The organism is Streptomyces sp. NPDC002133 (assembly GCF_040296405.1).
Classification (GTDB): Bacteria; Actinomycetota; Actinomycetes; order Streptomycetales; family Streptomycetaceae; genus Streptomyces.
On record NZ_JBEOXF010000053.1, the window covers coordinates 1 to 24,194 of the forward strand.

Consider the following 24,194-nt stretch of genomic DNA (forward strand, 5'->3'; position numbering starts at 1 on the left):
CTTGCCCTTTTTGTCCAACGTCTCGTACTCCGCGAGGATCCTCGCCTTGTACTCCGCGGTATACCGGCGCGGACCGGTCGAACGGGCTTCCACCTACACTCCGAGCAGCAAGGCGCGCCGGGCGAGCTGGTGGCGAGCATGGACGACTCCCCCGACTCCCCCCTCGGCAGCAGGTGCTTCACCCTGACGCTCTCGACGGCCATCAACCGGGGCATCTGCGCCCCCTACCTGGTCGTGTGCGTGGACATCACCGACACGCAGTTCCAGGCCGCGCAGCTGCTCGGCGCGGATGCACGGTCGGATGCCGTGCGGGGAGCGCGGCTCGCCGCCCTGCAGACCGCCCTGATAAAGGCATCCTCGGAGGAAGGGTTCAGGCGCACCCTCGTCTTCCACCACGTCGTCAAGGAGGCCGAGGCGTTCGCGGCCGGCCTCACGGCCCTCGCTCAGCGGCTGCACGCGAGCGATCCCGAGCTGTACCCGGCCACGATCTGGGCCGACTGGCTGTGCGGCGAACACAGGCCACTCCACCGACGCCGCGTCCTCACCGAGTTCACCGACGGCATCGCCACCGACGGCACCGTCATGGAGAAGAACTACCTGGGCTCTGTGAAGGTCCTCGGAGAAGGCGTTGATACGTCCCGGTGTGACTCCGTGTACTTCGCTGACGTACGCGGCTCCATGCCCGACCTCGTCCAAGCCGTCGGCCGGGCGCTACGGATCCATCCGGGCGAAGGCAAGACCGCGTCGCTGGTCGTACCGGTGCTGCTCGGGCCCGGCGAGACCCCTTCCGTCAAGGCGCAAGGAAAGAAGGGGCGTCGGCCGGGAGGCGGTGCACGAAAAGTTACCAATAGGTATGTCGTGACTTCGTACGCCAACGGCAGTAGAACCCGTTTCGATTCACTCGAAATCGAGGAGTGTCGTATGAGCGCTGACCTCCAGAACAGACCCCCACTAAGCGGAATCTCCCGCCGCCGATTCATCGCTGGAACAGGTTTCATTTCTGGCGCCGTGATACTCGGCGGCCACAACTCGCCGGCTCTGGCGGATCCGCAGCCGAACGCCGCCGTGATCGAACCGGGTGTGCGCATCCCGGTCCTGGTGATCGGCACCGGCTACGGCGGCTCGGTCGCCGCCCTCCGGCTCGCACAGGCCGGTGTCGACGTGCACATGGTCGAAATGGGAATGGCCTGGGACACCCCGGGCCCCGACGGAAAGATCTTCGCCAACACCACAAGTCCCGATTACCGTTCGTTCTGGCTGCGCACCAGAACCAAACAACCCCTCAGCAACTTCCTAGGTTTCCCGCTCGACAAGAACGTCCCCCGCTACACCGGCATTCTCGACGCCGAGGAAATGGGCGGGATCACGGTCTATCAGGGCCGTGGTGTCGGCGGAGGATCACTGGTGAACGGCGGCATGGCCGTCACACCGAGGCGCGAGAACTTCGGCGGCGTCCTGCCGTCCGTCGACCCCGACAAGATGTACGACGTCTACTATCCGCGTGCCAACGCGGAACTGGGCGTCGGCACGATCGACCTGGCCTGGTTCGAGACCGCGGCCTGCTACCAGTACGCCCGGGTGGGCCGGAAGCACGCGCAGCGGTCGGGTTTCCCCTTCGTCTTCGTCCCCGACGTCTACGACTGGGAGTACATGAAGCAGGAGGCCGCCGGGACGGTCCCGAAGTCGGCGCTGGCCGGTGAGATCCTCTACGGCAACAACCACGGCAAGAAGAGCCTCCAGCAGACCTATCTGGCCCGGGCACGGGCCACCGGAAAGGTCACCATCTCCCCGCTCCACAGAGTCACGTCCGTCACCCCCGAGTCCTCGGGCGGATACACCGTCGCCATCGAGCAGCTCGACACCGCCGGTGCCGTCACGGCCACGAAGACGGTCACGGCGGCCCGGGTGTTCTTCGCCGCCGGCAGCGTCGGCACCAGCAAGCTGCTGGTCCGGCTCAAGGCCCAGGGTGCGCTGCCCGGCCTGAACGGCGAGATCGGCAAGGGCTGGGGCGAGAACGGCAACGTCATGTGCGGGCGGGCCAACCACATGTGGGACCCCACGGGTGCCCTGCAGTCGTCGATTCCCACCGCGGGAATCGACAACTGGGCCGAGGGCGGCGCCTTTGCCGAAGTCGCACCACTGCCCACCGGAATCGAGACGTACGCCTCCTTCTATCTGTCAATCACCAAGAATCCGCACCGCGCCGAGTTCACCTGGAACGCGGCGAGCGGACAGGTGGAACTCAACTGGCAGACGGCCTGGAAGCAGCCGTCGATCACCATGGCGAAGTCGATATTCGACCGGATCAACGCGAAGGAGGGAACGATCTACCGCACCGACCTGTTCGGTTTATACAAGATCTGGGGCGACCACCTCACCTACCATCCCCTAGGAGGTGCGGTGCTGGACAAGGCGACTGACAACTACGGCCGCCTGCACGGCTATTCCGGCCTCTACGTCGTCGACGGGTCGCTGATCCCTGGCAATGTCAGCGTGAACCCCTTCGTCACCATCACGGCACTCGCCGAACGGAACATCGAGGAGATCATCGCCACCGACCTCTGACCCGCCTCAACGCTGGGGCAGGACGCAGACGCGGTCCAGCCCCAGCACATGGTTGAGCCGGCCGAACGCCAGCCAGGACCCGATGCTCATGCTGAGCTCCACGATCTCCGGCTGACTGTAGTGGGCCGTCATCCGGCGCCAGAAGTCCTCGTCCAGGCCGTGGTGGTCCAGGGCGTAGCGCTCGGCGTACTCGGCGGCCAGACGGGTGCGCGCGTCGAAGTCGCCCGTGGTCCGCCAGGCGGTGACCGCCTCCGCGAAGCCCTCGTCCACCTTCTCCCCGTCGCGTTCGGTGCGCCAGTCCAGGCAGAAGACGCAGCCGTTGATCTGCGCGATGCGCAGCCGCGCCGCCTCGAACTCGCGCAGGCCCAGGCTGGTGTGGGCGTATACGGCCAGCGAGAAGTTCGACGCCGCCATGCCTATCTCCGGAACCATGTCGCCCCACACGTAGGGGATCGGGTCCGCTCCCTCGGGGATGTCGATGCGCAGGGTCATCGGTCAGGTCCTTCCCAGTCGGCCGGCCGCGGGACGCAGCGGGACCTCGAGCGCGTCGTAGAGGCCGGGCTTGGTCTCGGTGAGCCAGTCGATGGCGTTGACCAGCCGGCCGACCGCGGTGGCGTTGCCGCCCGCCGACCGGTTGCCGCCCTCGTCGCTCGCCTCGACGGTGACCTCGATGCGGGGGCGGCCCTCGACGACCACCCGGTGGGCTCCGGCGCCGCCGTCCGGGGGCTGCGGCCAGTCGGGGGCACAGGAGGCGTGGATGCGGGTGACGTGCTCGACGACGATGCGGGGCTCCCCGCCGACCAGGCCCAGCACCTCGAAGCGCACGGCCCCCTGGGTGCCCGCCGCGAACTCGCCCATGGTGGACGTGGTGACGGTGGCCTCCAGCGGGCGCCGCTGGAGTGTCTCGCGGATCTCGTCGAGTTCGACACCCAGGGCGCGGGCCATCATCCGCAACTGCCCGCCCCACACCATCGTCGGTACGCCCTCGAAGAGCATCGGCGGCTGGTAGCCCATCGCCTGCCCCATGCCGACCAGGTTCCGTACCGCGTCCTCCTGGTCGTACGTGGAGTAGTCGAAGATCTCCTGGCAGCGGACCGCGTCGATGCGCGAGCCGAGGCCGGTGACCAGCAGGGGCAGGATGTCGTTCGCCCAGCCCGGGTCCACACCGGAGACGAACAGGGACCCGCCGCCGGCGGCGACGGCCTCCACCAGCGGCTCCCGGATCTCGGGCGGCGCGCCGCGGTGGTCGTACAGGCCGTAGACGGACGGTGTGACGACGACCGCCCCGGCCCGCACGGCCCGTTCGAGGTCCCGAAGGGCCTCGTCGGGCCGGATGTCCCCGGAGGCCGCGTACACGACCGCGCGCGGACCGGCCGCGAGGACCGCGGAGACGTCGTCGGTGGCCACCACTCCCAACCGGCGGCCCAGGTCGCTCAGTTCGCCCGCGTCCCGGCCCACCTTGGCCGGATCGGCGACCAGGACGGCCACCAGATCCAGCGACGGATGCGCGTCGACGGCGCGGATGGCCGCGCGGCCGACATTGCCCGTACCCCACACAACCGTGGAAATCATGGGCGGAGGGTACCGAGGCACGGCAAAGCTTCCCAGAGCCGTGCAGGGAGATCTTTCCGACGCGAAAGGGATCTTTACGCCCCGCACGGCGCGGGACGTCCGGCCCGTGCGGCGCGGGTGTCAGGACCGCGGCGGCTTCATCGCCAGGTCCGGGTCTGTGTAGCGAACGGCCCTGTCTCACATTCGGTGGTGACGGAGAGTCGTGAGGGTCGTTGACTTGCATGTGAAGGATGTCAATGAGCTTGTGCGGACGGTGTTTTCGGGTCTGTCCCCGCTGGTCATGGAGGATGTGGCCGACGAGGGTGAGCGGATCGTGGTGCGGGCGCGGACTCCGCAGGAGGCCGCGCTCACGTCTCCAACGCAATGGGTAACTCGGGCATGAGTCACCCTCCGTAGCGTCTTGATCTTGATGCTGGTTGTCGGCGGTGCGCTCACGCACGGGTATGCGGTGCCGGATGGTGATCTTCTCAGGGCCGACGAGGACGTCCTTGACGAGGAGCCGCAGGACGCGCTGGCGCTCGGGGACCTCGGCTGTCCCAGCGTTCTCGCGGAGCTGGGCGAGGAAGCCTTCGAGGTCGTCAGCGAGTTTGAGGTAAGCGTCGCGGTCGGCGAGCTGGGCTTCCAGCGCGTCGAGTTGACCGCGCAGGTTGCTCTCCCGGGCCCGCAAGCCGGGCATCCGGGCCCGCAGTTCATCGATGGTGACCAGCTGTTCCTGGAACGCTTCGATCATGCGCGTGATCGCTGCGGTGGCCTTGGCCAGGGCCAGTTCGAGACGGCTGCGCCGGCGGGTGGCGGGGTCGGAGGTGCGGGCACGGTCCAGCCGCTTGTCGATCTCGGACCGGATCAGGTGTGGGTCGGCGATCATGCCGATGATGTGGTCCCAGACGACGGTGTCGAGGTAGTCGGCGCGGACGGGCTTGTTGGTGCAGACCCGGCCGCCCGCGTAGCGGTAGTCGTCGGAGCCCAGGCACCGGTAGTAGTAGATCTTCTTGCCGGAGGAGGTAGTGGTCGAGGTGCGGTAGTAGCCGTATCCGCAGCTGACGCAGGCCGACAGCCCCTGAAGCAGGGAGGGGACCTTGCTGTTGCGCGAAGCGAAGCGCTTGTTGTCGGCGCGCCGCTGGGCGGCGCGATCGAAGGTGGCCGGGGTGACGAGCGCGGGAACGGGGATGGTGATCCACTCCTCGCGGGGGCGGTCGGCGGTCTTGACGGCGCGCGGAGTGCTGCGGCCCTCCAGGCGGGCCCGGCGGTTGAGACCCGGGGACTCGTGGACGGTCTGGGTCTTGCCGAAGGCTGCCTGCCCTGCGTAGGCGGGGTTGCGGAGCATGCCCCAGACCACGCTGCGGTCCCAGCGGGTCTTGCCGGTGCGGGTGGGAGTGCCGCTGTCGGTGAGCCAGCGGGTCAGGTCTGCGATGGAGGCCCCGTCGTCGGTGTAGCGGCGGAACAGCTCGACCACCAGCGCTGCCTCGGACTCGACGATCTCGTAAGTGGCCCCGCACTCGGGGGTCTTGCGTAGATAGCGGTAGCCGAACGGGGCTCCGCCCAGCACGTTCACCGCCCCCGAGCGGGCCCGGTAGGTCTTCCCGCGCCGGTAGCGTTCCATCAGCTGGGCCTTCTCGTACTCGGCGAACATGCCCTGGAACTGGACCATCAGCTGGTCCTCGGGGCTGTCGCCGCGTGGGCCGCGGACGAACTCCACCCGGGTGCCGGCCCGGGCGAACTCCTCGACCAGCAGGGCCTGGTAAGCGAACTTGCGGGCGAGGCGGTCGGGCGCATAGCACAGCACCACATCCACGCCGACCTGGGCGACCAGGTCGCGCAGCCGCTCCAGCGCGGGCCGCACCAGGGTCGCCCCGGAGTGCCCCTCGTCCTCGAACACCCACTCCTCGGGCAGCTCAAGATGCGCGGTTGCGGCGTGCGCGCGCAGGGCCGCGGTCTGCGAGCCGATCGTCTGGTCCTTCTTCTGCCGGGCCGAGGACACCCGGGCGTAGATCGCCACGCTGGTCATCGCTCACTCCTGCCTGCTCCAGGCGATCCCGTATCCGGGCTCGCCGCTGCGGAACCAACGCCGCGTAGGCCGCGGACAAGTCCGCCGCCGCATGACGGTCGAAGACCGCCTCCACCACCACCGGCCGGCCGCTCACCTGCCCGGCCGCCCCTCCGGGGCACCCCGCTCAAGAAATTCGGCCAGAGCCTGGGCCACCACCGCGGAGATCGCCCGGTCGCTCTCGTGGGCACGGGCGCGGATCTGTCCAGCCAGCGATTCCGGAAGCTTGACAGTGAACACCACGCTCGACTCAGGGACTTCGCGCCGTCCAGCAGCCATGGCCTGCTCCAGATACCGGCGTGCCTGACGCACCGACACCCCGTACCTACTCGCCAACGTGCGGGCGGCTGCGGCCACGGGCACACCCGCCCCGACCAGATCCGCAGCGGCGTTGACCCGCCGGGCGTACTCGACGCTATCGACACGATCACCACGCACCATGTCACAAACCTACTACCCATTGTGACGCTCCTTACCCACCGTGCGAGGAAGGAGTTCCAAGCGCCGGTAGCCGAGCGTCACCTCGAAACAGAAGTTGCCCATTGCGTTGGGGGCGTGACGACGCCTCCCTGCGGAGTCCCGGTGTGGGTGTCCTGGAGCTCTCCGAGTTCCGTGAGGACCCCGGCTTTCAGGAATGCCTTCACCAGGGCCAGGACCCGTTTGTCCTTGATCCTCGCTCGGACGCGGTCCATCAGGGCGGCATGCTCGATCTCGTCGAAGCACGCCTGGATGTCCGCGTCCAGGACTCAGCGGTATCCGCGGGTCCCGAAGAGGTGGATCTCGGCGATAGCGCCCTGGGCCAGCTGGCGGCCGCCTGCACCGCCGCCGACGAGCTCGCCGAGGCGGTGGAGGAGGCTTTCCCTCAGCACCCGGACGCTGACGTGATCCTGAGCTTCCCCGGGCTCGGCACCCAGCTCGGCGCCCGACTCCTCGCCGAAATCGGGGACGACCCCACCCGCTTCGCCGACGCCCGCGGCCAGGGTGGAGTGCTCAACGAGCGAGTTCAGCATCTCGCCGACCTCGCGGGCATCCCCTACATGGCCGGGAAGCAGGTCACTGCGCGCGGGCCCCGAACACCGACATGATCGCCGCCGAGGTGCCACTGCGGGAGCGCAACCGGCGCGGCCGGTGGGCAGGGGACTCCCACACCGCGGACACCGTGTACGACCGGCCCCACGACGCCGGCCAGCACGACCCCTTGTCGAAGGTCCCGCTGTTCGGCGGGCAGGAGGAGCCTGCTTAGCCGCGCGCCGCCTCGCTTGCCGCTGGTGTGAGACTCCGGAGCATCACCGCATAGACCGGAGAGTCGGGGAACGGCTGCCGCTCGCCGACCTTCCGGTACTCCCACGACTCGTACAGGGCTTGCACGCCCGGGTGCGTGCTGTCCACCAGCAGCACCGCGAGGGCCTCGTCCCGGCTGGTGAGCAGCGCCTCGTGCAGCCGCTCAGCGGTTCCGGTCTTGCGCCACTTGGGCCGCACCATCAGCTCGGACAGCGAGAACGTTGACGGGTTCTCGGGTTCCTCGGCCACGTGCTCGCGCCACCATTCCCTGCCCGGCACAGCGGGCGCGCCGTAGGCGAAGCCAACGGGCTCGCTTCCGTCCCAGCCGATGATGCATGAGAAGTCGGCGCGGCCGCCCCAGTGGTCGACGAACCACGGGAAGCGCTGTACGAACGGGTCGTCCATCTGATCCGCGTAGGCATCGGCGTGGACGTCGATGAGCGTCTGGCGGATCTCGGGCAGGTCGTCGTGACGGTACTGGCTCAGCTGGATAGTCACGGTCGGCTCCACTGGTCGCGGTATCGGTCGCCCCACTCTCGCGCCACGGTGGTGTCCGGTGCGAGGGTGAGGAGGTCGCGGTAGAAGTCGCCGATCAGCGACCTCATGCGGCCCGGCAGAGGAGCGCCGGCCATCAACTCGAAGACCGAGGCGGCCGTGTCGCATGCCTGATCGGCTTCGCCTTGATGAAGCTGTGCCAGCGCGAGCCGTGCGGTGGCCAGGGCGCGGTTCCGGCGGAACTGCGTAGGGAGGACCGCCAACGCGCGGTACGAGGCAGCCTCCGCCTCCGCCGCGAAGCCGAGCCGGTCACGGACGACCGCACCCAAGGCGTACAGCTCGGCGGGGCCGTAGAACGCGATCCACGGCGGCCGAATCGCGTCCGGCTTGGCTTTGCTCAGCATGTCCTCGGCGAAGCCGAAGGACCGCAGGGCGGCCTGCCGGTCCCCTCGGTTCGCGTGCCCGATCGCTGTACGGGCGTGCGCGAGCGACGCGAACAGCGGATCGCGACGGGTGATGCCCGTGGCCTGAGCCGCATAGCCGGCATCGACGGCCTGGCCGTGCTCCTTCCGCTGGTGGGCGAGCATCGCCAACGAGTTCCACACCCGCATCTCGGTGGCGCTGTCGTTGGCCATCCGCGCCAAGTACAGAGCTTCCTTGAGCTGGCCGTCTGCACGATCGAGCTGGCGGGCGTCGACGTTCGACCAAGCGGCGGTGGCGGTGAAGTCGGAGGCAAGTCCGAGGAGTCGCTGACGGACTCGCTGGGAGCTGGCCTTGTCCTGCTTGCTCAGGCACTCGGCCGCACCGGCAAGGGCCGACCGTTCAAGGGCCGAATGCCCTCCGCGCGTGTCATCCAGGCCGGTCAAGCTCTCCAGGCTGGCGCGGAGAGCCGCTACGTCGGATGTGCCGACGCGCCCCGTGTTGGAGGGCGGGAGCGTGAGTGATGCCCCGGCGGCCGTGGTGGTGGCGAGGAAGGTGCGGCGGAGCAATGGGTCCTCCGGTGGGACAAAGCCGAGTTCGACGGCCGGACAACCGAATAGTGCCTCCAAGGCCTCCCGTTGTCGCCGCTGGGGCCAGCGAGATTTTCCGGTCAGCCAGTAGCGCACCGTCCTGTCACCGACCGTGCCGCGGTGGCCGGCGGCCGTCAGCAAACGGTTCACCGCTTCCACCAACTCGGCCTGTTTGTAGCCAGCTTCCTCCATCGCGGCCCTCAGGCGGGAATTCTCCTCCACACACTCACCGTAGCCGCAGTGTCATTCCCTGTTGAGGCTGATGGCGAAGGCGTCGGCCCAGTATTTCCGGTTGACTGCGGCCAACGCCCGCCCACTATTTCCTGCCCTGACCGTTACTTCGGCAGTTGTATGAGTGACGGCCGCTGTTCATGGCGGCCCTCCCCTGGGGCGGACCGCTGACGTGGCGGCGGTCCGCCCGCTCCCCCAGAGCGACGGAGACGACGATGCAAGGCACGCCAAGGGCGGCACGGGATACGTCGTGGATGGACCGTGACAACGAGTTCACGCGCCTGTTCGGTGGCCCCGCCGCACCCCGCGTCCAGATCGCGCTCGGCCCGCGGTTGAAGCGGCTACGGGACGAGCTCAACGCGCCGGTATTCGCCCACCGCCCCAGGACCCGCACCCAGCGGCGCGTCGTCGCCTACGTCCGCACCCTCAACGGAGTCGATCCCGCGCCAGTGTTCCAAGTCCTGGAGCAGGAGACGACCAAGCGCGGTTGGCAGGTGGGCCATCGACTCCACGACGAGAGGGGACCGCTCGCCCCGCAGCAGTCTCCCGGCTGGCTACTGGCCCGCAGGCTCATGCACGAGGGCTTCGCGGACGGCGTGCTGGTCCTTGACCGCAGCCACATCAGCGAGAACAACGCCGAGTACGAGGAAGAACTGCATTTCGTGGCCGATCGCCACTGCTTCACGGCGCTGGTCGTGCCCGAGGCCGCAACTTGAAGGAACCCGGTCCGGTGGATGGACGAACGTCGGTGGGGCTGGCGGCAGTGGTGCTTACAGATCCTCATCGTCCTCACCACGACCGGGCTGATGGTGGTGCTTGCCCTGTACGGACGATGAGGAGAACCCCCTGATGAACAGCCAGCTCCCCCACAGAGAGCCGGGCGCAGCACTGGACGCCGTCGTGGCCGGCGTGCCGCCGACCCGGCGCCCGGGGTACTGGGACAACGTCTTTGCCATCGGCACGCAGTTTCGGCCCGTTAGTGAGGATGAGCTGGGCCTGTTCCGTGCGCACGTGCGGCCCGAGACCGGCATGACCGCGATCGACGTCGGGTGCGGCCGCGGCGACTTTGCCCACACGATGGCGGAGTGGGGTCTGATCGCCACGGGCTACGACTTCTCGACCTTGGTCGTAAAGGAAGCCGCAGAGGCGTTCCCCCACCCGAACCTGCGGTATCGCGAGCACGACTTCAACTCCGAGCCGATCCCCAACGACCTCGCTCCGGGCAGCGTGGACATCGTCGTGTGCCGCCTGGTGATGGCCTTCCTGGACCGGGCGCGGTTCCTCACCGACGTGCGCCGATGGCTACGCCCCACCGGGGTCCTGCACGTGATGACGCCGGTGTACGAAAAGCAGCCCGAAACGGCGCACCGCGGCATCCGAGAGGAAGTGATCGCCAGGCTCGGCGACGGCTGGGCGGAGACCACCCGCTACAACCTCTGCGACGACGGATGCCTGACCGCCATCGTCCTCCGCGGCCCACAGGGCTGATGCGTGCCGACATGATGCGCGCCGCTTTCCTCTTTGGCGTCCTTCCCGGCTTCGCGCTGGTCGTAGCGATGCACGTGCCAGCCCGCGCGAGGCCTGCGGCAGCCCCAGTGGTGAGGAGGAAGCTGCCGCTCATCCGGCACTGGTTGAAGAGCTGTGCGGGCTTCCCACTCATTTGCCTGCTGCTCATCGGGCTGCACGTGGTCTTCCCCAGACACCTGTCATAGACCCCTCGCGCACCGATCCTCCATCGGCGCGCGAGACGGATCAATCCCCTCGACCAAGGAGAAGCCGTGCTCACCCCACCCGTCTTTGACGACTTCGAGAGTGCCTATCTGGAGGTGATCCGCCACATCACCGACACCTACGACTACCGCAACGCGCCCCGGGGGAACACCGCCCGCGAGTGCATCGGGCTGTCCTTCCAGATCGCCAACCCGCGCGAGCGCCTGCCATACCTCGCCGCCCGGAAGATCAACCCGGTGTTCCACTTCGCCGAAGCGCTCTGGTACATGGCCGGCCGGACTGACCTGGACATGATCGGTCACTACGCCTCACGCATGCGGCTCAGCTCCCGCGACGGGACGACGATCGTCGGCTCGGCGTACGGCTCGCGCATCTTCAACCCTGTCGGAACGGACACCATGTCGCCGTTCGACCGGGTCATATCCCTGCTGCGGAACGAGGCGGACAGCAAGCGCGGCCTCATGCCCATCTTCACCGCGGACGAGCTCGCCTTGGACAACAACCCGGACATGTCCTGTGTGGTCGCGCTGCATCTGCTCGCCCGCAGAGCGCAGCTGCACATGGTCTGCTACATGCGCGCCAACGACTGCGACCGCGGCCTCCTGTCTGACGTGTTCTCCTTCACGATGATCCAGGAGCTCGCGGCCGTGCAGCTCGGCCTCGACGTCGGCACGTACACCCACCACATCGGCTCGGCGCACATCGGCGACCGGGACTACGACCGCGTCCGGCGCATCCTGGCCGAAGCCTCCACCCGGCCCGAGCCCGTGCAGCACGCGTTCCCCGCCATGCCCGCCGACACGTCCCTCGCCACCATCGGCGATCTCCTCATGCACGAGGAGCGGCTGCGGAACAACAAGGCCCAGTACACCCCCGACGACATCGCCGGCCTGGGCTTCGCCCCGTACTGGCAGCAAGTCCTCCTGCTGTTCGAGGCGTACCGGCAGATCCGCTATTGCGAAGCCGACCCGGTCGACAAGCGCGTGCAGAACGCCCTCGCCCCGGGGCTGCGCTGGCTGATGGCCCGCCGCTGGCCCGCCCGCATCTCCGAGGGGAGCACGCAGTGATCGGGACCCAGAAGCCATTCAGGAGCGGAGACGTGGTCGACGGCGTCGACTGGTCGCGCTGGACCGTCATCCTGTGCAAGCCGGACTGTGTCGAGCGCGGCCTGGTCGACCAGGCTCTCGACCGGATCGCCGCCGCCGGCATCACCGTGTCCGGCCGCCTCGATCTGACCGCGCAGGCGTGGCAGGCGCACGTGCACTACTGGGATCTGCTCGTGGACGCGGACTGGTTCGCCGGCCGCGACATGCCTGCAGCCCTGGACGCCCTGTACGTCGGCAAGCCGGTGACCGTCGCCCTGGGCTACGCCGAGCCGACGCAGGAAGAGGACGGCATCCAGCACAGGGTCCGGCGCATCCTCGGGCACTTCGACCCCACACAGGCCCGGCCCGGAACGATCCGCGGAGACCTCGGCGACGACAGCCTTGACGCCGCTCTTGCCGGAAAGCGGCTGGTGAACAACCTCGTGCACACCTCCGACGATCCGCCCTCCGCCCGCCGCGACTTCGGTACCTGGTTCGGCGCGAACCGCCGCACTCTGCTCGCCCCGCAGTCCGCCCCGCGTCAGCGCGCATCCACCCAGAGCTGACGCCCGTCCCCTCGACCTGGAGGCAACCATGAGCGCTCCCACGTTCCAGCGCCGCGCCCTGCCGATCCTCACCCCGGACAAGCTCGGGGAGCTGAAGCCCGCCCTGGCGGACGTCATCGAGTACCGCAAGTCCGGGCTGTCCCTGAACTGGATCGTCGGCTGCCCGCTGGAGTGCGGCTACTGCGTGCGGCACCTGTTCGACAACTTCGCGATGAAGGTCCCGCGGCGCCTCACGAGCGACGAGGACGCCGTGACCGCACTCGTCACCCACCCGTACTTCCGGGCGCACAAGACCCCCATCCAGCTCCTGAACCGAGCCACCGACCCCATGCTGCCCGTCGTCAAGCCGCATCTGTTCAAGGTGCTCCGGCACCTGGACGACCAAGGCCTGACCAACCACGTGCTGGTCATCACCCGGTGGCGCGTCACCCCGGAGGACTGCGCCGTCCTCAACAGCTTCAGGAACCTGCGCCTGACCGTGCTGGTCACCCACTCGGGCATCGACAACGAGAAGATCGAGCCCGTTGACTCCACCATCGCCGCGGAGAGTCTGCGCACCCTGTTCCAGCACGCCGAGCAGTACCGCACCGTCCTGTACTGGCGGCCCATCGTGCCCGGCCTCAACGACAGCGACGAGCACCTGGCGCGCGCCCGCGAGCTGTCCCCCCACGCACACGCCACGGTGTTCACCGGCCTGTTCTTCCGCACGGAGATCGCCGCCTACTACGAGTCGCACGGCCTTCCCATGCCGTACGACGACACGGCCCGGCGCAAGATCATGCCCGAAGTGGCGGAGAAGCGAATCCTGGACTTCTTCCACACGCCCGCGAACACCACCGCCCCGTGGGGTGCTCTGTTCCGCAAGACAAGCTGCGGCGTCGCCTACGCCCACGGAGAGGCCGACTACAACGGCCACTACGGCGTCAGGGAACTGTGCACCATCTGCCCCGAGGAGCAGCTGCTGCTGTGCCAGCGTGCCTGGGTGAAGCCCGATCTCGCAGAAGTCACCGAAGAAGCCCGAGCCCTCGGCGCGACGGGGCCCGTTGAGATCGATGATCGCGCCATCATCGTGGAGGGACTGGACGAGCCGCCGCGCTACTTCCTTCAGCACGGCTACGGCTTCCAGTGCCACGACCGAGCGAAGCCTCACCACCACCGCCAGCACGGCCGCGCCCCCATCGGCTGGAAGGCGGAGAACGGAACACGCACGCCATGAACTTCAGCACCTGGCCCCGACTGCTCGTCGTCGACGTCGAAGGCAACGGCTGCAACCCGCCGGACCTCGTCGAGGTCGCCGCCCTGCCCGTACACGAGGGCCAGCCGGACACGAGCACGGCCGGCGCATGGTTGATCCGCCCGCCCCGTCCCGTCACTCCCTTCGCCGCCCGCATCCACGGCCTGACGAACCAGGTTCTGGAGAGCTCGCCCGCGTGGGAGGAAGTCGCCGACCAGGTGCAAGGCGTCCTCGGCGAGGCGTGGATCTGCGGCCACAACGTGAGCGTCGACTACCGCGTGCTGAAGACTCACCTGCCGAATTGGGAGCCGACCGGAGTCATCGACACCCTGCGCCTCGCCAGGAACGCGTACGAGGGCCTGCCGTCCTACGGGCTCGATGCCCTGATCGAGCACATCAAGCCCGATCTCACGCAGGCCCCCGTCGTGGGACGGCACCGTGCCACCTACGACGCCTACGCCACGGCGCAGCTCCTCATCGCCATGGCCAGCCGCTACGAGACCTGGGACCAGCTCATTGCCGTGGCCGTTCCGCCCGGCATGCCTGGCGCCCCTGAACCAGAGAAGGAAGCAACCCTGTGGTGACAGCACCAGCACCTGTACGTATCGGCGTCCTCGGTACTCACTCCACCGGCAAGACGACGCTGCTGAAGAGGATCGAGATGGAACTGCGGAGCCACGGTGTCACCGTGGCCCGCACCGGCCGCCTCGCCAAGCGCGCCGCCGGTATCGGCCTGCCGAAGATGCAGCATCACACCCAGATGTCCACCGAGTGGATCATCTGCCAGAGCGCCGCGGACGAGTTCGCCGCCGTAGCGCAGGGCGCCCAAGTCGTGCTCGCAGACCGTGCTGTGCACGACGCCTTCGCGTACTACACCGCCGCGCTGGAGTTCCGCGGTGAGCACCCTGACCCCATGGAGAAGGAGCGGCTCCTGCTGCTGGCCGCCACGCAGGCACCGAAGTATGACCTGCTGCTTGCCACCGTCCTCGACCCCGGCATCCCCGTCGACCAGGGCCACGACTACGACGCGCGCTATCGCTCACTGGTCGATCAGCACGTCCACGGCCTCCTTCGTGACGAGCAGTTGGAGCATCTACGGGTCACCAGCGACGCCGACAGCAAGACGAGCGCCATCCAGCTTGCTGTCGAGGCCGGGATGAAGGCGGTCGCGGCATGAGCACCACTCCGCCCGCAGGCTCCATCACCATCGCCGGCAAGGCCGTCTCCCGGCTCGGATTCGGCACCATGCGCCTCACCGGCCCGGGAACGTGGGACGACCCGGCAGAGCGCGAGCTGGCGATCGCTGTGCTTCGCCGAGCCGTCCACACCCACGGCATCAGCCACATCGATACGGCAGACGCGTACGGGCCCCACACCGTGGAAGAGCTCATCCACGAGGCACTGCACCCCTACCCGGACAACGTGCTGATCGCCACGAAGGTCGGCATGGTGCGCCCCGCACCCAACATCTGGGCGCCGCTGGGCCGCCCCGAGTACCTGCGGGCCTGCGTGGAGGGAAGCCTGCGCCGGCTCCGAGTCGAGCGGCTAGAGCTCTGCTACCTCCACCGCATCGACCCCGAAGTGCCGCTCGCGGACCAGATCGGGACGCTCCAAGCCCTCCAGGAGGGGGAAGATCGGCCACATCGGACTGTCCAAGGCCACTTCCGAGAACATCCGCGAAGCCGGGAAGCAGATCCGCGTCGCGGCCGTGCAGAACCTCCTCAACATGAGCGACCGGGACGACCCAGCCCTTGAGCTGTGCCAGGACCTGGGCATCCCGTACGTGCCGTACCGGCCCCTCAACGCCGGTCGCCTGGCACGGGAACTGTCCGTCTCCGCCGCCCTCGACTGGCTGTTCCGGCTCGGCAACCACGTAGCGCCGATCCCTGGGACCAGCAATCCCCGGCATCTGGACGACATCGTCTTCGCAGCCGCCGAGGTCCACGCAACCGTCTGAGCGTCAGTCATCGGTGCTGAGGCCCCCCATCTGTCGGCGGGGGGCTTCAGCGTGTCGGGACACTGACAGCGATCAAGGTGTAACGCTCAGGGTAATCACTCCGTCCAATGGGGTGCTGCGCTACCGGTGGAACGGGGTGGACTGCATCGCCGTACCACAGCAGCAGGTCGCGACTGTTCTCCACAGTCTGCTGTCCCAGGCGCGGCCCGACGTCGTGTTCACTTCGCAGGAAGGGGTGGCCGACCTCGCCGCCTGGGCCCGACCCACCTCTCTCGTCGCGGGCATCCTGCACTCCGTGTCCAAGACGGGACTCGGTGTCCTCGTCGGCCGTCCGCACCACGGGCTGGCCGTCTCCGAGTTCGTCCTTCGGCAAGCACCTCGGACCGACAGAACCCGGCTCTCTGTCCCCTACCCGCCATTCGCACCGCCCCAGCCAGGACACCGCGTACCGCGAACCGAGTCAGTACTCATGGTCAACCCGGTCCCCGCGAATGGCGCTGGCCTTCTGCACCAGCTCAGGCGGCTCGGGCGTATCGAGAGGTCGCCGTGTAGTGGGCTCGCACCACCATGACCAACGAGTGGTCGAGGCGAAGGGTGTTGACGCTCGAAGGCGCCGGGCGTCGCCGCTCTGCACGGAGGCATCGTGGCCAGGTAGAGCACAGGCATCCGCCCGGCGCCCACGAGCGCCAGCCCCTCGCTTGCTCGGTGGTGGCCACCCACGATGGCGCGCCACGCCGCCACTCTGTTGTTGAGACGTCGAGGTCCGGGCCTCCTGAGGCGTACGTTCGGCGCCCACGTGACCACCACCGAGTACGAGCCCGCGCGTCGCTCTCACATAGAGGCCTCGTGAGCCAGGTTCCAGATAGACGCCGCAAGCCCGCCTCGAACAGTCCGGCGATCCTCGAGAAGCGCCACCGGACCTGTTACCAACGAATTAGGTAGAGCAGGGGCAGCACCTCGGCGATCTTCAGGGATTTGCGGCACCACGGCGGCAGGATCGCCGAAGAGAACCGCCTGCGCTCACCCGTGGTCTCGTCCACGCGCTTGTCGTTGACCCGCGGGGCCCTCACCTCCACCGCGCCGGCCGACGTGGTGACCTTCCTCGGCTGGTGGTGGCCGTTGCGAACCACCAGGCGTCGCCCCTGCTCATCGCGCCGGTCGGCCAACCCGGCGATATAGGCGTCGACTTCGGCTTCCAGCGCGGCTGCCAGCATGCGCCGCGCGCCCTCACGGACGATCTCGTCCAGCAGGGAGTTATCTCGCGTCGAACTGTCCTCGGTGACTACGGTAAGCACGGGCGTACCTTCCCGACCGACGCGCTAACGTCAGCATGCTCGAGACCCATCGATCCCTCGGGAAGGTACGCCCCTCCTTCAGGCCGATCCACAGGTCTCGATCATTGCTCTGTCCCGACTTCGGCAGAGGTGAGTTCACCGTTGAGCGCCTTGTGCCACAACGGCCCTACCTCGGCGATGAGTTCACCCATCACATCCGGCGACAGCCCCGTGACCCGGCACTCCGCCACGATCAACTCACGCCCCAACCCCCACCATGATCAGTGCAACGAGCCACCTGGGCGCCGAGCCACGGCCAACCACGCACGAGATCGTTAGCTCGACATGAAGCGGCGGACACCTGCCGACTGGTGGCCAGTGATTCTGTGCGGTTCACGCTCCCGCACCGGGCACCCGGTGCGACAATCGAGTCCAGGGCGAAGGGGGCGGCGATGACCGGGGTGGAGTTGGTGCTTGCAGCACTGGCGGCCGGAGCGGCCGGCGGCATCACGGAGGCGACGAGCAGCAGCATCCGTGAGGGGTACGCAACGTTGCGGGACCTGCTCCGGCGCAAGCTCTCCAGCCAGGGCGGCGAAGCTGCCGAGGTGCTGGAGGCGCAGGAGACCGAACCCGGGGTGTTCGAAGCGCGGATGCGTGAGTACGTCGTGGGATCCGGCGCGGATCAGGACGAGGCGATCCTGGAAGCGGCCAGGCGTGTGCTGGCCCTGCTGGACCCGTCCGGCAACGAGCAGGGGAAGTACACGGTCGACGTCGGCGATGCCAAGGGTGTGCAGATCGGCGACCACAACACCCAGACCAACACGTTCTCCTGACGGACGCGGGTCCGGATGAGCGTGCACCAGTCCGGTGCCGGGCGAACGGATGACGGCCCCGCCGCCCATGACCGCATCGATCTGCGCGGCGCCCTCGGCATTCAGATCGGCGACCACAACGTCCAGAACAATGTCACCGTCGTCCAGGCTCCCGCGGTCCGCTCCGCCTACCTCCACCAGGTCCGCCTGATCGCGCCGGAGTCCCTGGAAGGTCGGGAGACCGAGCTGGCGGAGCTGGCCCGGTTCTGTACGCAGGACGGGCCCGGCCGCTACACGTGGTGGCGGGCTGCCGCATGGGCTGGCAAGTCGGCACTCATGTCGTGGTTCGTACTGCACCCGCCGCAAGGTGTGCGGGTGGTCGCGTTCTTCGTGACCGCGCGGTACGCGGGCCAGAGCGACCGGATCGCGTTCGTCGACGTCGTGATGGAGCAGCTCGCCGAACTGCTGGGCCGGCCGATGCCCGCCTACCTCACGGAGGCGACACGCGAGGCGCACTACCGCTCTCTGCTCGACGACGCCGCCGCGCTGTGCGAGAGCAGAGGCGAGAAGCTGGTCCTCCTCGTGGACGGACTCGACGAGGACCAGGGGGTGGTCGTGGGGCCTGATGCCCACAGCATCGCCGCGCTCCTGCCCGATCGGCCGCCCGCGGCGCTGAGGGTCGTCGTCGCGGGCCGTCCCCACCCGCCGGTACCGGCCGACGTATCGGACGATCACCCGCTGCGGGGCGAGGGCGTCGTACGGGAACTGGCCGCTGCCGAGCGGGCCCGAGCAGTCAGGCGGGACGCGGAACGCGAGCTCAAGCGGCTGCTCTACGGGACGTCCACCGAGCAGGATCTGCTCGGCCTGCTCACTGCCTCCGGCGGCGGCCTCAGCGGAGCGGACCTCGCGGCGCTCGCCGATGCGCCGCTCTGGCAGGTGACCGACCAACTGAAGGCCGTGTCTGGGCGTACGTTCGTCCGCCGCACCGCGCCGCGGGCGGGTGACGGCGACCTTGAGGTGTACTTGCTGGGCCACGAGGAGCTACAGCGGATGGCGACCGCCTCGCTGGAGGGCGCCCGGCTGGACGGCTACCGGCAGCGGCTGCGCATCTGGGCCGACGGCTACCGGCGCCGGGGGTGGCCGGCGGACACGCCCGAATACCTCTTCCGGGGCTACTTCCGGATGGTGCGCGCCGTGCATGACGTGCCGGAGACGACGGCCTGCGCGCTGGACCGAGCCCGCCACGACCGGATGCTCGACCACACCGGCGGCGATACCGCCGCGCTTGAGGAGATCACAGCGGCGCAGGACGCGCTGGTGGCAGCCGGCCCGGTCGAACTGCGGACCATGGCCCTCCTCGCGGCCCACCGCGACCATATCGTCGAACGCAACTCGGCCGTGCCCGAGGAACTGCCCGCGGTGTGGGCGGCCCTCGGACACTTCACAAGGGCGGAAGAGCTTGCGTACGCGATGACCGTCGGGTGGGAACGCGACAGGGCCCTGCTCGCGCTGGTGAAGGTGGCCGCGACCGTCCCCGATCCGGTACGGGCGCAGCGGCTGGCCCGCACCGTCGGAGGCGACAGCCGGGCCGAAGCACTCGGCTGCTCCGCCGAGGTGGCCGCCCGCACCGGTGACCGGACGGCGGCAGAAGCCCTGCTCTCCGAGATCGGGGAACTGGCCGCCGCGACGGAGGATCCGGGGCCGCGGGTCCGTACGCTGATCGAGCTGATGAACGCGGCAGCGGCCTGCGACGACCAGACACGAGCCGCGGCGGCCGCGGACGACATGGTCGCATGCGCCGACGGGATCGCCGATCCGCACGAGCGGGTCCGGGAGCTGACGGCCGTGTGCCACGCCCTGGCCCGGCGGGGAGACACCACCAGGGCGACGGCACTCGCCGAGCACGCGCTGTCCGTGGCGCGTGCCGTTCCCGGAGCCGAGGACCGCGACCGCGCCGTCGGATGGGTGGCGGAGAGCCTCGCACGCGTGGGTGAGCATGCGTGGGCGAGGAGCCTGCTCACCGATCTCGCTGCCCCCGACAAACGGGAATGGGTCACGGGGGATCTGGTCCGTCTGATCGCCGAAGCCGGCGACATCGAGCAGGCGGAGGAGCTGGCAGGTTCGCTCCCGCACTCCTCGGGGCGTCGAGGATCGGCATTCGGGGATGTGGCCGAAGCGCTCGCCGCAGCCGGCGACTTCGTACGGGCTGAGGCGCTGGCCGAGTCCTCCCGCAACATCTGGACTCAGTCCCAGGCGTACGCGGCCCTGACGGAGGCCATGACGGGGCGTGGCGACCTGGAGCGGGCCGCGGAGTTCGCGTCGCGTATCTCGGACAACGGCTTCTGGCTGATGTGCGCCTTGAAGACCCTCGTGGGCGCGGCGATCACCCAGGGCGAGCACGAATGGGCTGAACACCTCGTGCGCGCCGCTGTCGAGACCGCGGAGTTCATCGACGAGGACTCCACCCTTCCGGAGGAGCTGAGCGAGATCACGGCTGTCGCGGAGGTCGTGGCCGTCGCAGGGGACTACGTACTGGGCACCAAGCTCGCCGACGACATCGAGAAGGCCGCGCGCGCCCACGTCGACCGCTACCGACGAAGTCATGCGGTGGAGACCCTCACGAATGCGCTCGCCCACTGCACGGACGCGGCTGCCGCCGGGGTCGTCGCGGAGCGTGCGAAGACGTTGGCAGAGAAGATGGACCACTCGGACGACCGCGAACGTGTCCTGGTGTTGCTGGTCAGGTCGGTGGCCGCCATGGAGGGTCACCGCCGGGCGACACCGCTCGTTGACGCCGTTGGCACGCCGCGCGGGCTGGAGGACGCCACCTGCGCCCTGGCGGAGGGGCTCGCCCGGCACGGTGATCTCACTCGGGCCGAAGCAGCTGCCCGCTCGATCGACGAGACCTTTGTGCGACAACGCGCCCTGGTGGCTGTGGCACGGGCGGCGGCCGACGGCAGCGATCCCGCCACGGCCGAGGCTCTGCTGGCGGATCTGACCGATCCCGGCGATCAGGTGCAGGTCATGAGCGCCCTATTCGAGGCCGCGGTGGGCGCCGGTGATGAGGCCCGCGCCGCCGCATGGGCCGACCAGGCACAGGACGTGGCGACCACCCTCACCGAGCCGGGCGACATGGCATGGGCACTCGCTCGACTGGCCGACGCCCTCACCCGTCACGGGCTTCACGCCCGCGCCGGGTCCCTCGCCCAGTCCATCGGTCTCCTGGGGCTCCGTGTCGGTGTGCTGAGTCGGGCAGCACAGGGCGCGGCGGCATCGGGAGACCTCCGCCGGGCCGCAGACCTGACCGAGAGCGCCGCGGAGGCGCTGCAAGAGATGGAGGACGGTCTCTGGCAGGAGGAGGCGCTGGCCGCGCTGACAGCCGCCACGGCCGCGAGCGGCGACTATGACGGGGCGACCGCCCTCGTACGTGCTGCGGAGCAGTTGCCGAACGGGACGCGGTGGGCGCTGCCAGCCCTGGTGATCGCCTTGGCCCGGGCCGGGCGGCTGCATGCGGCGGAATCCTGTGCCCGCGCCGACGCCCGCCCGGACAACCAGGCGCGTGCGCTCGCCGCATTGGCGCGGGAGGTTGGCCCGGTCGATGGCCGCGGGTTCGTCGCCGAGGCGCTCCGGCTAGCCGAGTGGACGTTGTCGGCCGACGCACTGGCCGAGTGCGCCCCCGAGGCGCTGGCGGACATCGCCAGCTTCCTGGTTGAACTGTCGGAGGAGCGGCCCTCCTTCCTGTGAGCGCCGCTACGGCCGCTGCCCGCCCCGCAGCTCAGCGTGGTCGACCATCGTGGCCTGCGTCGCCCCGTCGTGGCACAGTCGCGGCGCGCTGTGAGCGTCCGCTGCCGGCGGCCGGGCCGCCGGCAGCGGGGTCGAACTCGTAGGCGCGTTCGCCGGGCCGGATGGACAGGGACCACCAGGGCGCGGCCGGGTCGGCTGTTCGTCCAATGCCGCATTCGTGCCGGCATGGTGGCGAGCCATGGAGCAGCTACACGGCGGCGACCACTGTGTATCCCGCCGCGAGTGTCCCCGGAGGGTACCCCCGACGGTTCGGCGTCGGGGGTACCCGGGGCGCAGACCGGCTTTACGTGCTTGGTCCAGGCCCTTGGGTACGCCTGTTACAGAGTGGCGTCATTCCAGGGATCCCGGCCTGACTGGCGGATGCGTCTCTCCTCCGCGTGCGTCAGGAAACGGAGAGTCGCATCGACCTCAGGCCCACTGAACGAGAGTGGGTATTCGTCGAACTCGGCTTGGAACAGCCTACGGAGGAATCCGGTCATACCGCATTGGTAGACGAACCAGGCGTCCCTGCTCCGGGAGTAGATCACCACCGGCCACGCATCCGGGTCGTCGCCCTCTGTCAGCCAGCACAGCAGGTCGGCCGCGGAATCCACCCCCCATGCGACCACGTGCTCCGCCCCAAGGGTGACACCCTCCGGCTTGTCCGCGAAGTCCTCTGCCCAGTCGTGGCGGGCGGTCTTCGTCTCTTCGTCCATGCTCCCATCGGGCTGACCATCGGGGGAGACCTCAGGCACCATCACACCGAGAAAGTCGCCGACCTTGGCGGCCCCGATCGAGCCCGCTCCATAGACGGAGACGAACTCCTTGTAGTCGGCTGGAAACCCGATTCCCCACGCCTGTTGGGCCCGAGACCAGTCGATGATCCCGCCGGCTCCCTCATGCGGCGGCATGAGGCGTACCAGCACTTCCACGTCCGGATGCATATCCTTCTTTCTGCCGTCGTCATGGTGTAGCCCCTGTGGGGACTTCCTGGAGGTTGGCATCCCACTGAATTCCCAGGTTGAACTTTCCCCCATACGCAATATCGAGGTCGTTGAGGACCCACTCGTTGTTGGAGAGGAGCATCTCCATGGGGGTCCCGTCTTTGTGCCATCCCTCGGCGTACACCTCATACCTCGCGGGAACGGTGCGTCCCCCCTCGTGCCATCGCCGCCGAGAGCGGAGGCGAACAGGTGGCAGGAGTTGATCTTGTCCTTGGGGACGTACCCGTTGGCCAGCGCAAAATCTCTGGCCCACTGGTAGCCCTTCGTGATGCTCGTGTCAGCGGGTTCACCCGGGGCGTTCTGCGAGAGGTACGCCTTGTCCACGCACATGCTGATACCGGTCGGGCGGCCCTCCGCATCCAGCGTGCCGTAGTTCTCGGTCTGTCCGCCGTTCTTCGCCTGGCAGGGAGTGTTCTGCCGGGTGGTCGTACCGCCACCGCCTCCACCGGATGCCTCCTCAAGGAGCTCCAATGCACCCTGAGCTATTCCGAGGATGCCGCCGCGCAGGCTACCGCCCGTTCGAGGCGCGACGTACAGGCTGCTGCTGCCACACACGTCTCGGACGCCCTCGGCGCAGGGGAGGTGTCCGTCGAGTTCGATGAAGCTGGTGGGGTTTCCGCCGGTGAAGGCATAGCGGTTGCCGGTCATGGGGTCGGTGCCGAACCCATGTCGGCGAGGGCGCCGTTGTACATGTCCCGGGTGGTGAAGCGGTTGAGGCCGGGGTTGTAGTCGCGAAAGCCCATGTCGTAGGTGCCGGCCTGGGCGTCCCACCGCTTGGCGTTGAAGCGATAGGAGTTGTAGACCTCCTTCGTGGGGTCGGCGGCGTCAGGCTTGTCGATACCGGTGAACTCGAACGTGTCGTCACTGCCGTAGGCGGTGTAGCCGTAGGTGGCCTTCGTGTCGCCATCCTTGGTGGTCAGGGTTTCGACGTCGGTGTGGCTGTTGTAGCCGTAGTAGGCGTCCTCGCTTGTGCCGTCGGTGTTGTGCTTGACCTGGGAGAGCCGCTCTCCCCATGGGCTGTACTGATAGGACTTGGTCAGCTGGTCGGCCACCTCTTCATTGAGAACCTCACCGAACAGGCCGAGGTAGGTGAAGTCGGTGGTCTTGCCTTCGGCGGTCTTGGAGGCGGTGCGGTCGAGCGGGTCGAAGGTGTACTTCGTGGTCTTCATGGCCCCGCCGTCGAGCTTTCCGCTCTCGACGACGTGGTCGAAGCCGTCGTACACGCTCCGCTCGACGATCTGCCCGCCGCTGGTCACGGACTCCAGTCGGCCGAAGGGGTCGTAGGTGTAGCTGGCCGAGACGCCCGAAGTGGTGGCGCTCAGCAGCTTGTTGCGGTCGTAGGTGTACGTGGTGGACGTGCCCTTCACCGTCTGGCTGATGACGTTGGCGTTGTCCTCATGGGTGTACGTCTCGGTGCCGGCGCCGTTGCCGGTCTTGACCGACTTGGCGAGCCGGTCGACCGGGTCGTAGGTGTAGTCGGTGGTGGAGCCGAGATACGCCGCGTCCGACGCTACGTAGCGTGGGCCCCACCGGTCGATCCAGTGGGGCCC

At 68.6% G+C, this 24,194-nt stretch carries 16 protein-coding genes and 5 pseudogenes; 13 read left to right on the top strand and 8 right to left on the bottom strand.

The annotated features are described in order from the left end of the window. Nucleotides 1–138 precede the first annotated feature (138 nt). Nucleotides 139–2,565: a GMC oxidoreductase gene (locus ABT078_RS33140; protein ID WP_351234384.1), complete on the top strand. Its 2,427-nt coding sequence runs from the start codon at nucleotides 139–141 to the stop codon at nucleotides 2,563–2,565. A 6-nt stretch (nucleotides 2,566–2,571) separates the two neighbouring features. Here ABT078_RS33140 and ABT078_RS33145 read toward each other — a convergent pair whose 3' ends face one another. From ABT078_RS33145 to ABT078_RS33160, 4 genes and pseudogenes are all read right to left on the bottom strand, one after another. Beyond that, nucleotides 2,572–3,057, bottom strand: a complete 486-nt coding sequence (locus tag ABT078_RS33145; protein WP_451082309.1) for a carboxymuconolactone decarboxylase family protein — start codon at nucleotides 3,055–3,057, stop codon at nucleotides 2,572–2,574. Nucleotides 3,058–3,060: 3 nt separating this feature from the next. Beyond that, nucleotides 3,061–4,137 (bottom strand): NAD(P)H-dependent amine dehydrogenase family protein, encoded by a 1,077-nt coding sequence (locus ABT078_RS33150; protein ID WP_351234386.1) that lies wholly within the window; start codon nucleotides 4,135–4,137, stop codon nucleotides 3,061–3,063. Nucleotides 4,138–5,068: 931 nt separating this feature from the next. Beyond that, nucleotides 5,069–6,142: pseudogene (locus tag ABT078_RS33155) on the bottom strand (recombinase family protein); the annotation flags it as partial. 132 nt (nucleotides 6,143–6,274) lie between these two features. Next, nucleotides 6,275–6,622, bottom strand: coding sequence for a hypothetical protein (locus ABT078_RS33160; RefSeq protein WP_351234388.1), 348 nt, complete (start codon nucleotides 6,620–6,622; stop codon nucleotides 6,275–6,277). 353 nt (nucleotides 6,623–6,975) lie between these two features. On the opposite strand from ABT078_RS33160, the pseudogene ABT078_RS42925 reads away from it, so the two are divergent. Next, nucleotides 6,976–7,155, top strand: a pseudogene (locus ABT078_RS42925) (transposase); the annotation flags it as partial. A 107-nt stretch (nucleotides 7,156–7,262) separates the two neighbouring features. Continuing rightward, complete coding sequence (locus ABT078_RS33170; RefSeq protein WP_351234390.1) at nucleotides 7,263–7,424, top strand: hypothetical protein; 162 nt, start codon at nucleotides 7,263–7,265, stop codon at nucleotides 7,422–7,424. Here the strand turns inward: ABT078_RS33170 and ABT078_RS33175 are convergent. After that, complete coding sequence (locus ABT078_RS33175; RefSeq protein ID WP_351234392.1) at nucleotides 7,421–7,960, bottom strand: GNAT family N-acetyltransferase; 540 nt, start codon at nucleotides 7,958–7,960, stop codon at nucleotides 7,421–7,423. The genes ABT078_RS33170 and ABT078_RS33175 overlap by 4 nt on opposite strands. Further along, nucleotides 7,957–9,189 carry an NsdA family TPR-like regulatory protein gene (locus ABT078_RS33180; protein WP_351234394.1) on the bottom strand — a complete coding sequence of 411 codons (1,233 nt, stop codon included), beginning with the start codon at nucleotides 9,187–9,189 and terminating at the stop codon, nucleotides 7,957–7,959. Before ABT078_RS33180 ends, ABT078_RS33175 begins: the two co-directional genes overlap by 4 nt. 263 nt (nucleotides 9,190–9,452) lie before the next feature. Here ABT078_RS33180 and ABT078_RS33185 point away from each other — a divergent pair, with 263 nt between their 5' ends. From ABT078_RS33185 to ABT078_RS33220, 8 genes and pseudogenes are all read left to right on the top strand, one after another. Then, nucleotides 9,453–9,914 carry a hypothetical protein gene (locus tag ABT078_RS33185; RefSeq protein ID WP_351234396.1) on the top strand — a complete coding sequence of 154 codons (462 nt, stop codon included), beginning with the start codon at nucleotides 9,453–9,455 and terminating at the stop codon, nucleotides 9,912–9,914. Between the two features lie 184 nt (nucleotides 9,915–10,098). Beyond that, nucleotides 10,099–10,686, top strand: coding sequence for a class I SAM-dependent methyltransferase (locus ABT078_RS33190; RefSeq protein ID WP_351234398.1), 588 nt, complete (start codon nucleotides 10,099–10,101; stop codon nucleotides 10,684–10,686). A gap of 290 nt (nucleotides 10,687–10,976) precedes the next feature. Continuing rightward, complete coding sequence (locus tag ABT078_RS33195) at nucleotides 10,977–11,996, top strand: thymidylate synthase (RefSeq protein WP_351234400.1); 1,020 nt, start codon at nucleotides 10,977–10,979, stop codon at nucleotides 11,994–11,996. 32 nt (nucleotides 11,997–12,028) lie between these two features. After that, a complete protein-coding gene (locus ABT078_RS33200; protein WP_351234402.1) occupies nucleotides 12,029–12,580 on the top strand; it encodes a nucleoside-diphosphate kinase in 552 nt (183 codons plus the stop codon). Between the two features lie 28 nt (nucleotides 12,581–12,608). Continuing rightward, entirely contained in the window at nucleotides 12,609–13,796 is a 1,188-nt protein-coding gene (locus ABT078_RS33205; RefSeq protein ID WP_351234404.1) for a radical SAM protein, read from the top strand. Beyond that, nucleotides 13,793–14,398: a 3'-5' exonuclease gene (locus ABT078_RS33210; RefSeq protein WP_351234406.1), complete on the top strand. Its 606-nt coding sequence runs from the start codon at nucleotides 13,793–13,795 to the stop codon at nucleotides 14,396–14,398. Before ABT078_RS33205 ends, ABT078_RS33210 begins: the two co-directional genes overlap by 4 nt. Next, the gene (locus tag ABT078_RS33215; protein WP_351234408.1) at nucleotides 14,395–14,991 is read left to right on the top strand and encodes an AAA family ATPase; all 597 of its coding nucleotides are present in this window, start codon (nucleotides 14,395–14,397) and stop codon (nucleotides 14,989–14,991) included. Before ABT078_RS33210 ends, ABT078_RS33215 begins: the two co-directional genes overlap by 4 nt. 68 nt (nucleotides 14,992–15,059) lie before the next feature. Then, nucleotides 15,060–15,771, top strand: a pseudogene (locus ABT078_RS33220) (aldo/keto reductase). 935 nt (nucleotides 15,772–16,706) lie between these two features. On the opposite strand, the pseudogene ABT078_RS33225 reads toward ABT078_RS33220, so the two are convergent. Beyond that, nucleotides 16,707–17,066 (bottom strand): annotated as a pseudogene (locus tag ABT078_RS33225) (transposase); the annotation flags it as partial. 431 nt (nucleotides 17,067–17,497) lie between these two features. On the opposite strand from ABT078_RS33225, the gene ABT078_RS33230 reads away from it, so the two are divergent. Next, on the top strand, nucleotides 17,498–17,878 hold the full coding sequence (locus ABT078_RS33230) for a Het-E N-terminal domain-containing protein (RefSeq protein WP_351234410.1): 381 nt from the start codon (nucleotides 17,498–17,500) through the stop codon (nucleotides 17,876–17,878). Nucleotides 17,879–17,893: 15 nt separating this feature from the next. Further along, nucleotides 17,894–21,601: a hypothetical protein gene (locus ABT078_RS33235; RefSeq protein WP_351234412.1), complete on the top strand. Its 3,708-nt coding sequence runs from the start codon at nucleotides 17,894–17,896 to the stop codon at nucleotides 21,599–21,601. A gap of 1,619 nt (nucleotides 21,602–23,220) precedes the next feature. Here ABT078_RS33235 and ABT078_RS33245 read toward each other — a convergent pair. Then, nucleotides 23,221–24,146 (bottom strand): annotated as a pseudogene (locus ABT078_RS33245) (RHS repeat-associated core domain-containing protein); the annotation flags it as partial. Nucleotides 24,147–24,194 lie beyond the last annotated feature (48 nt).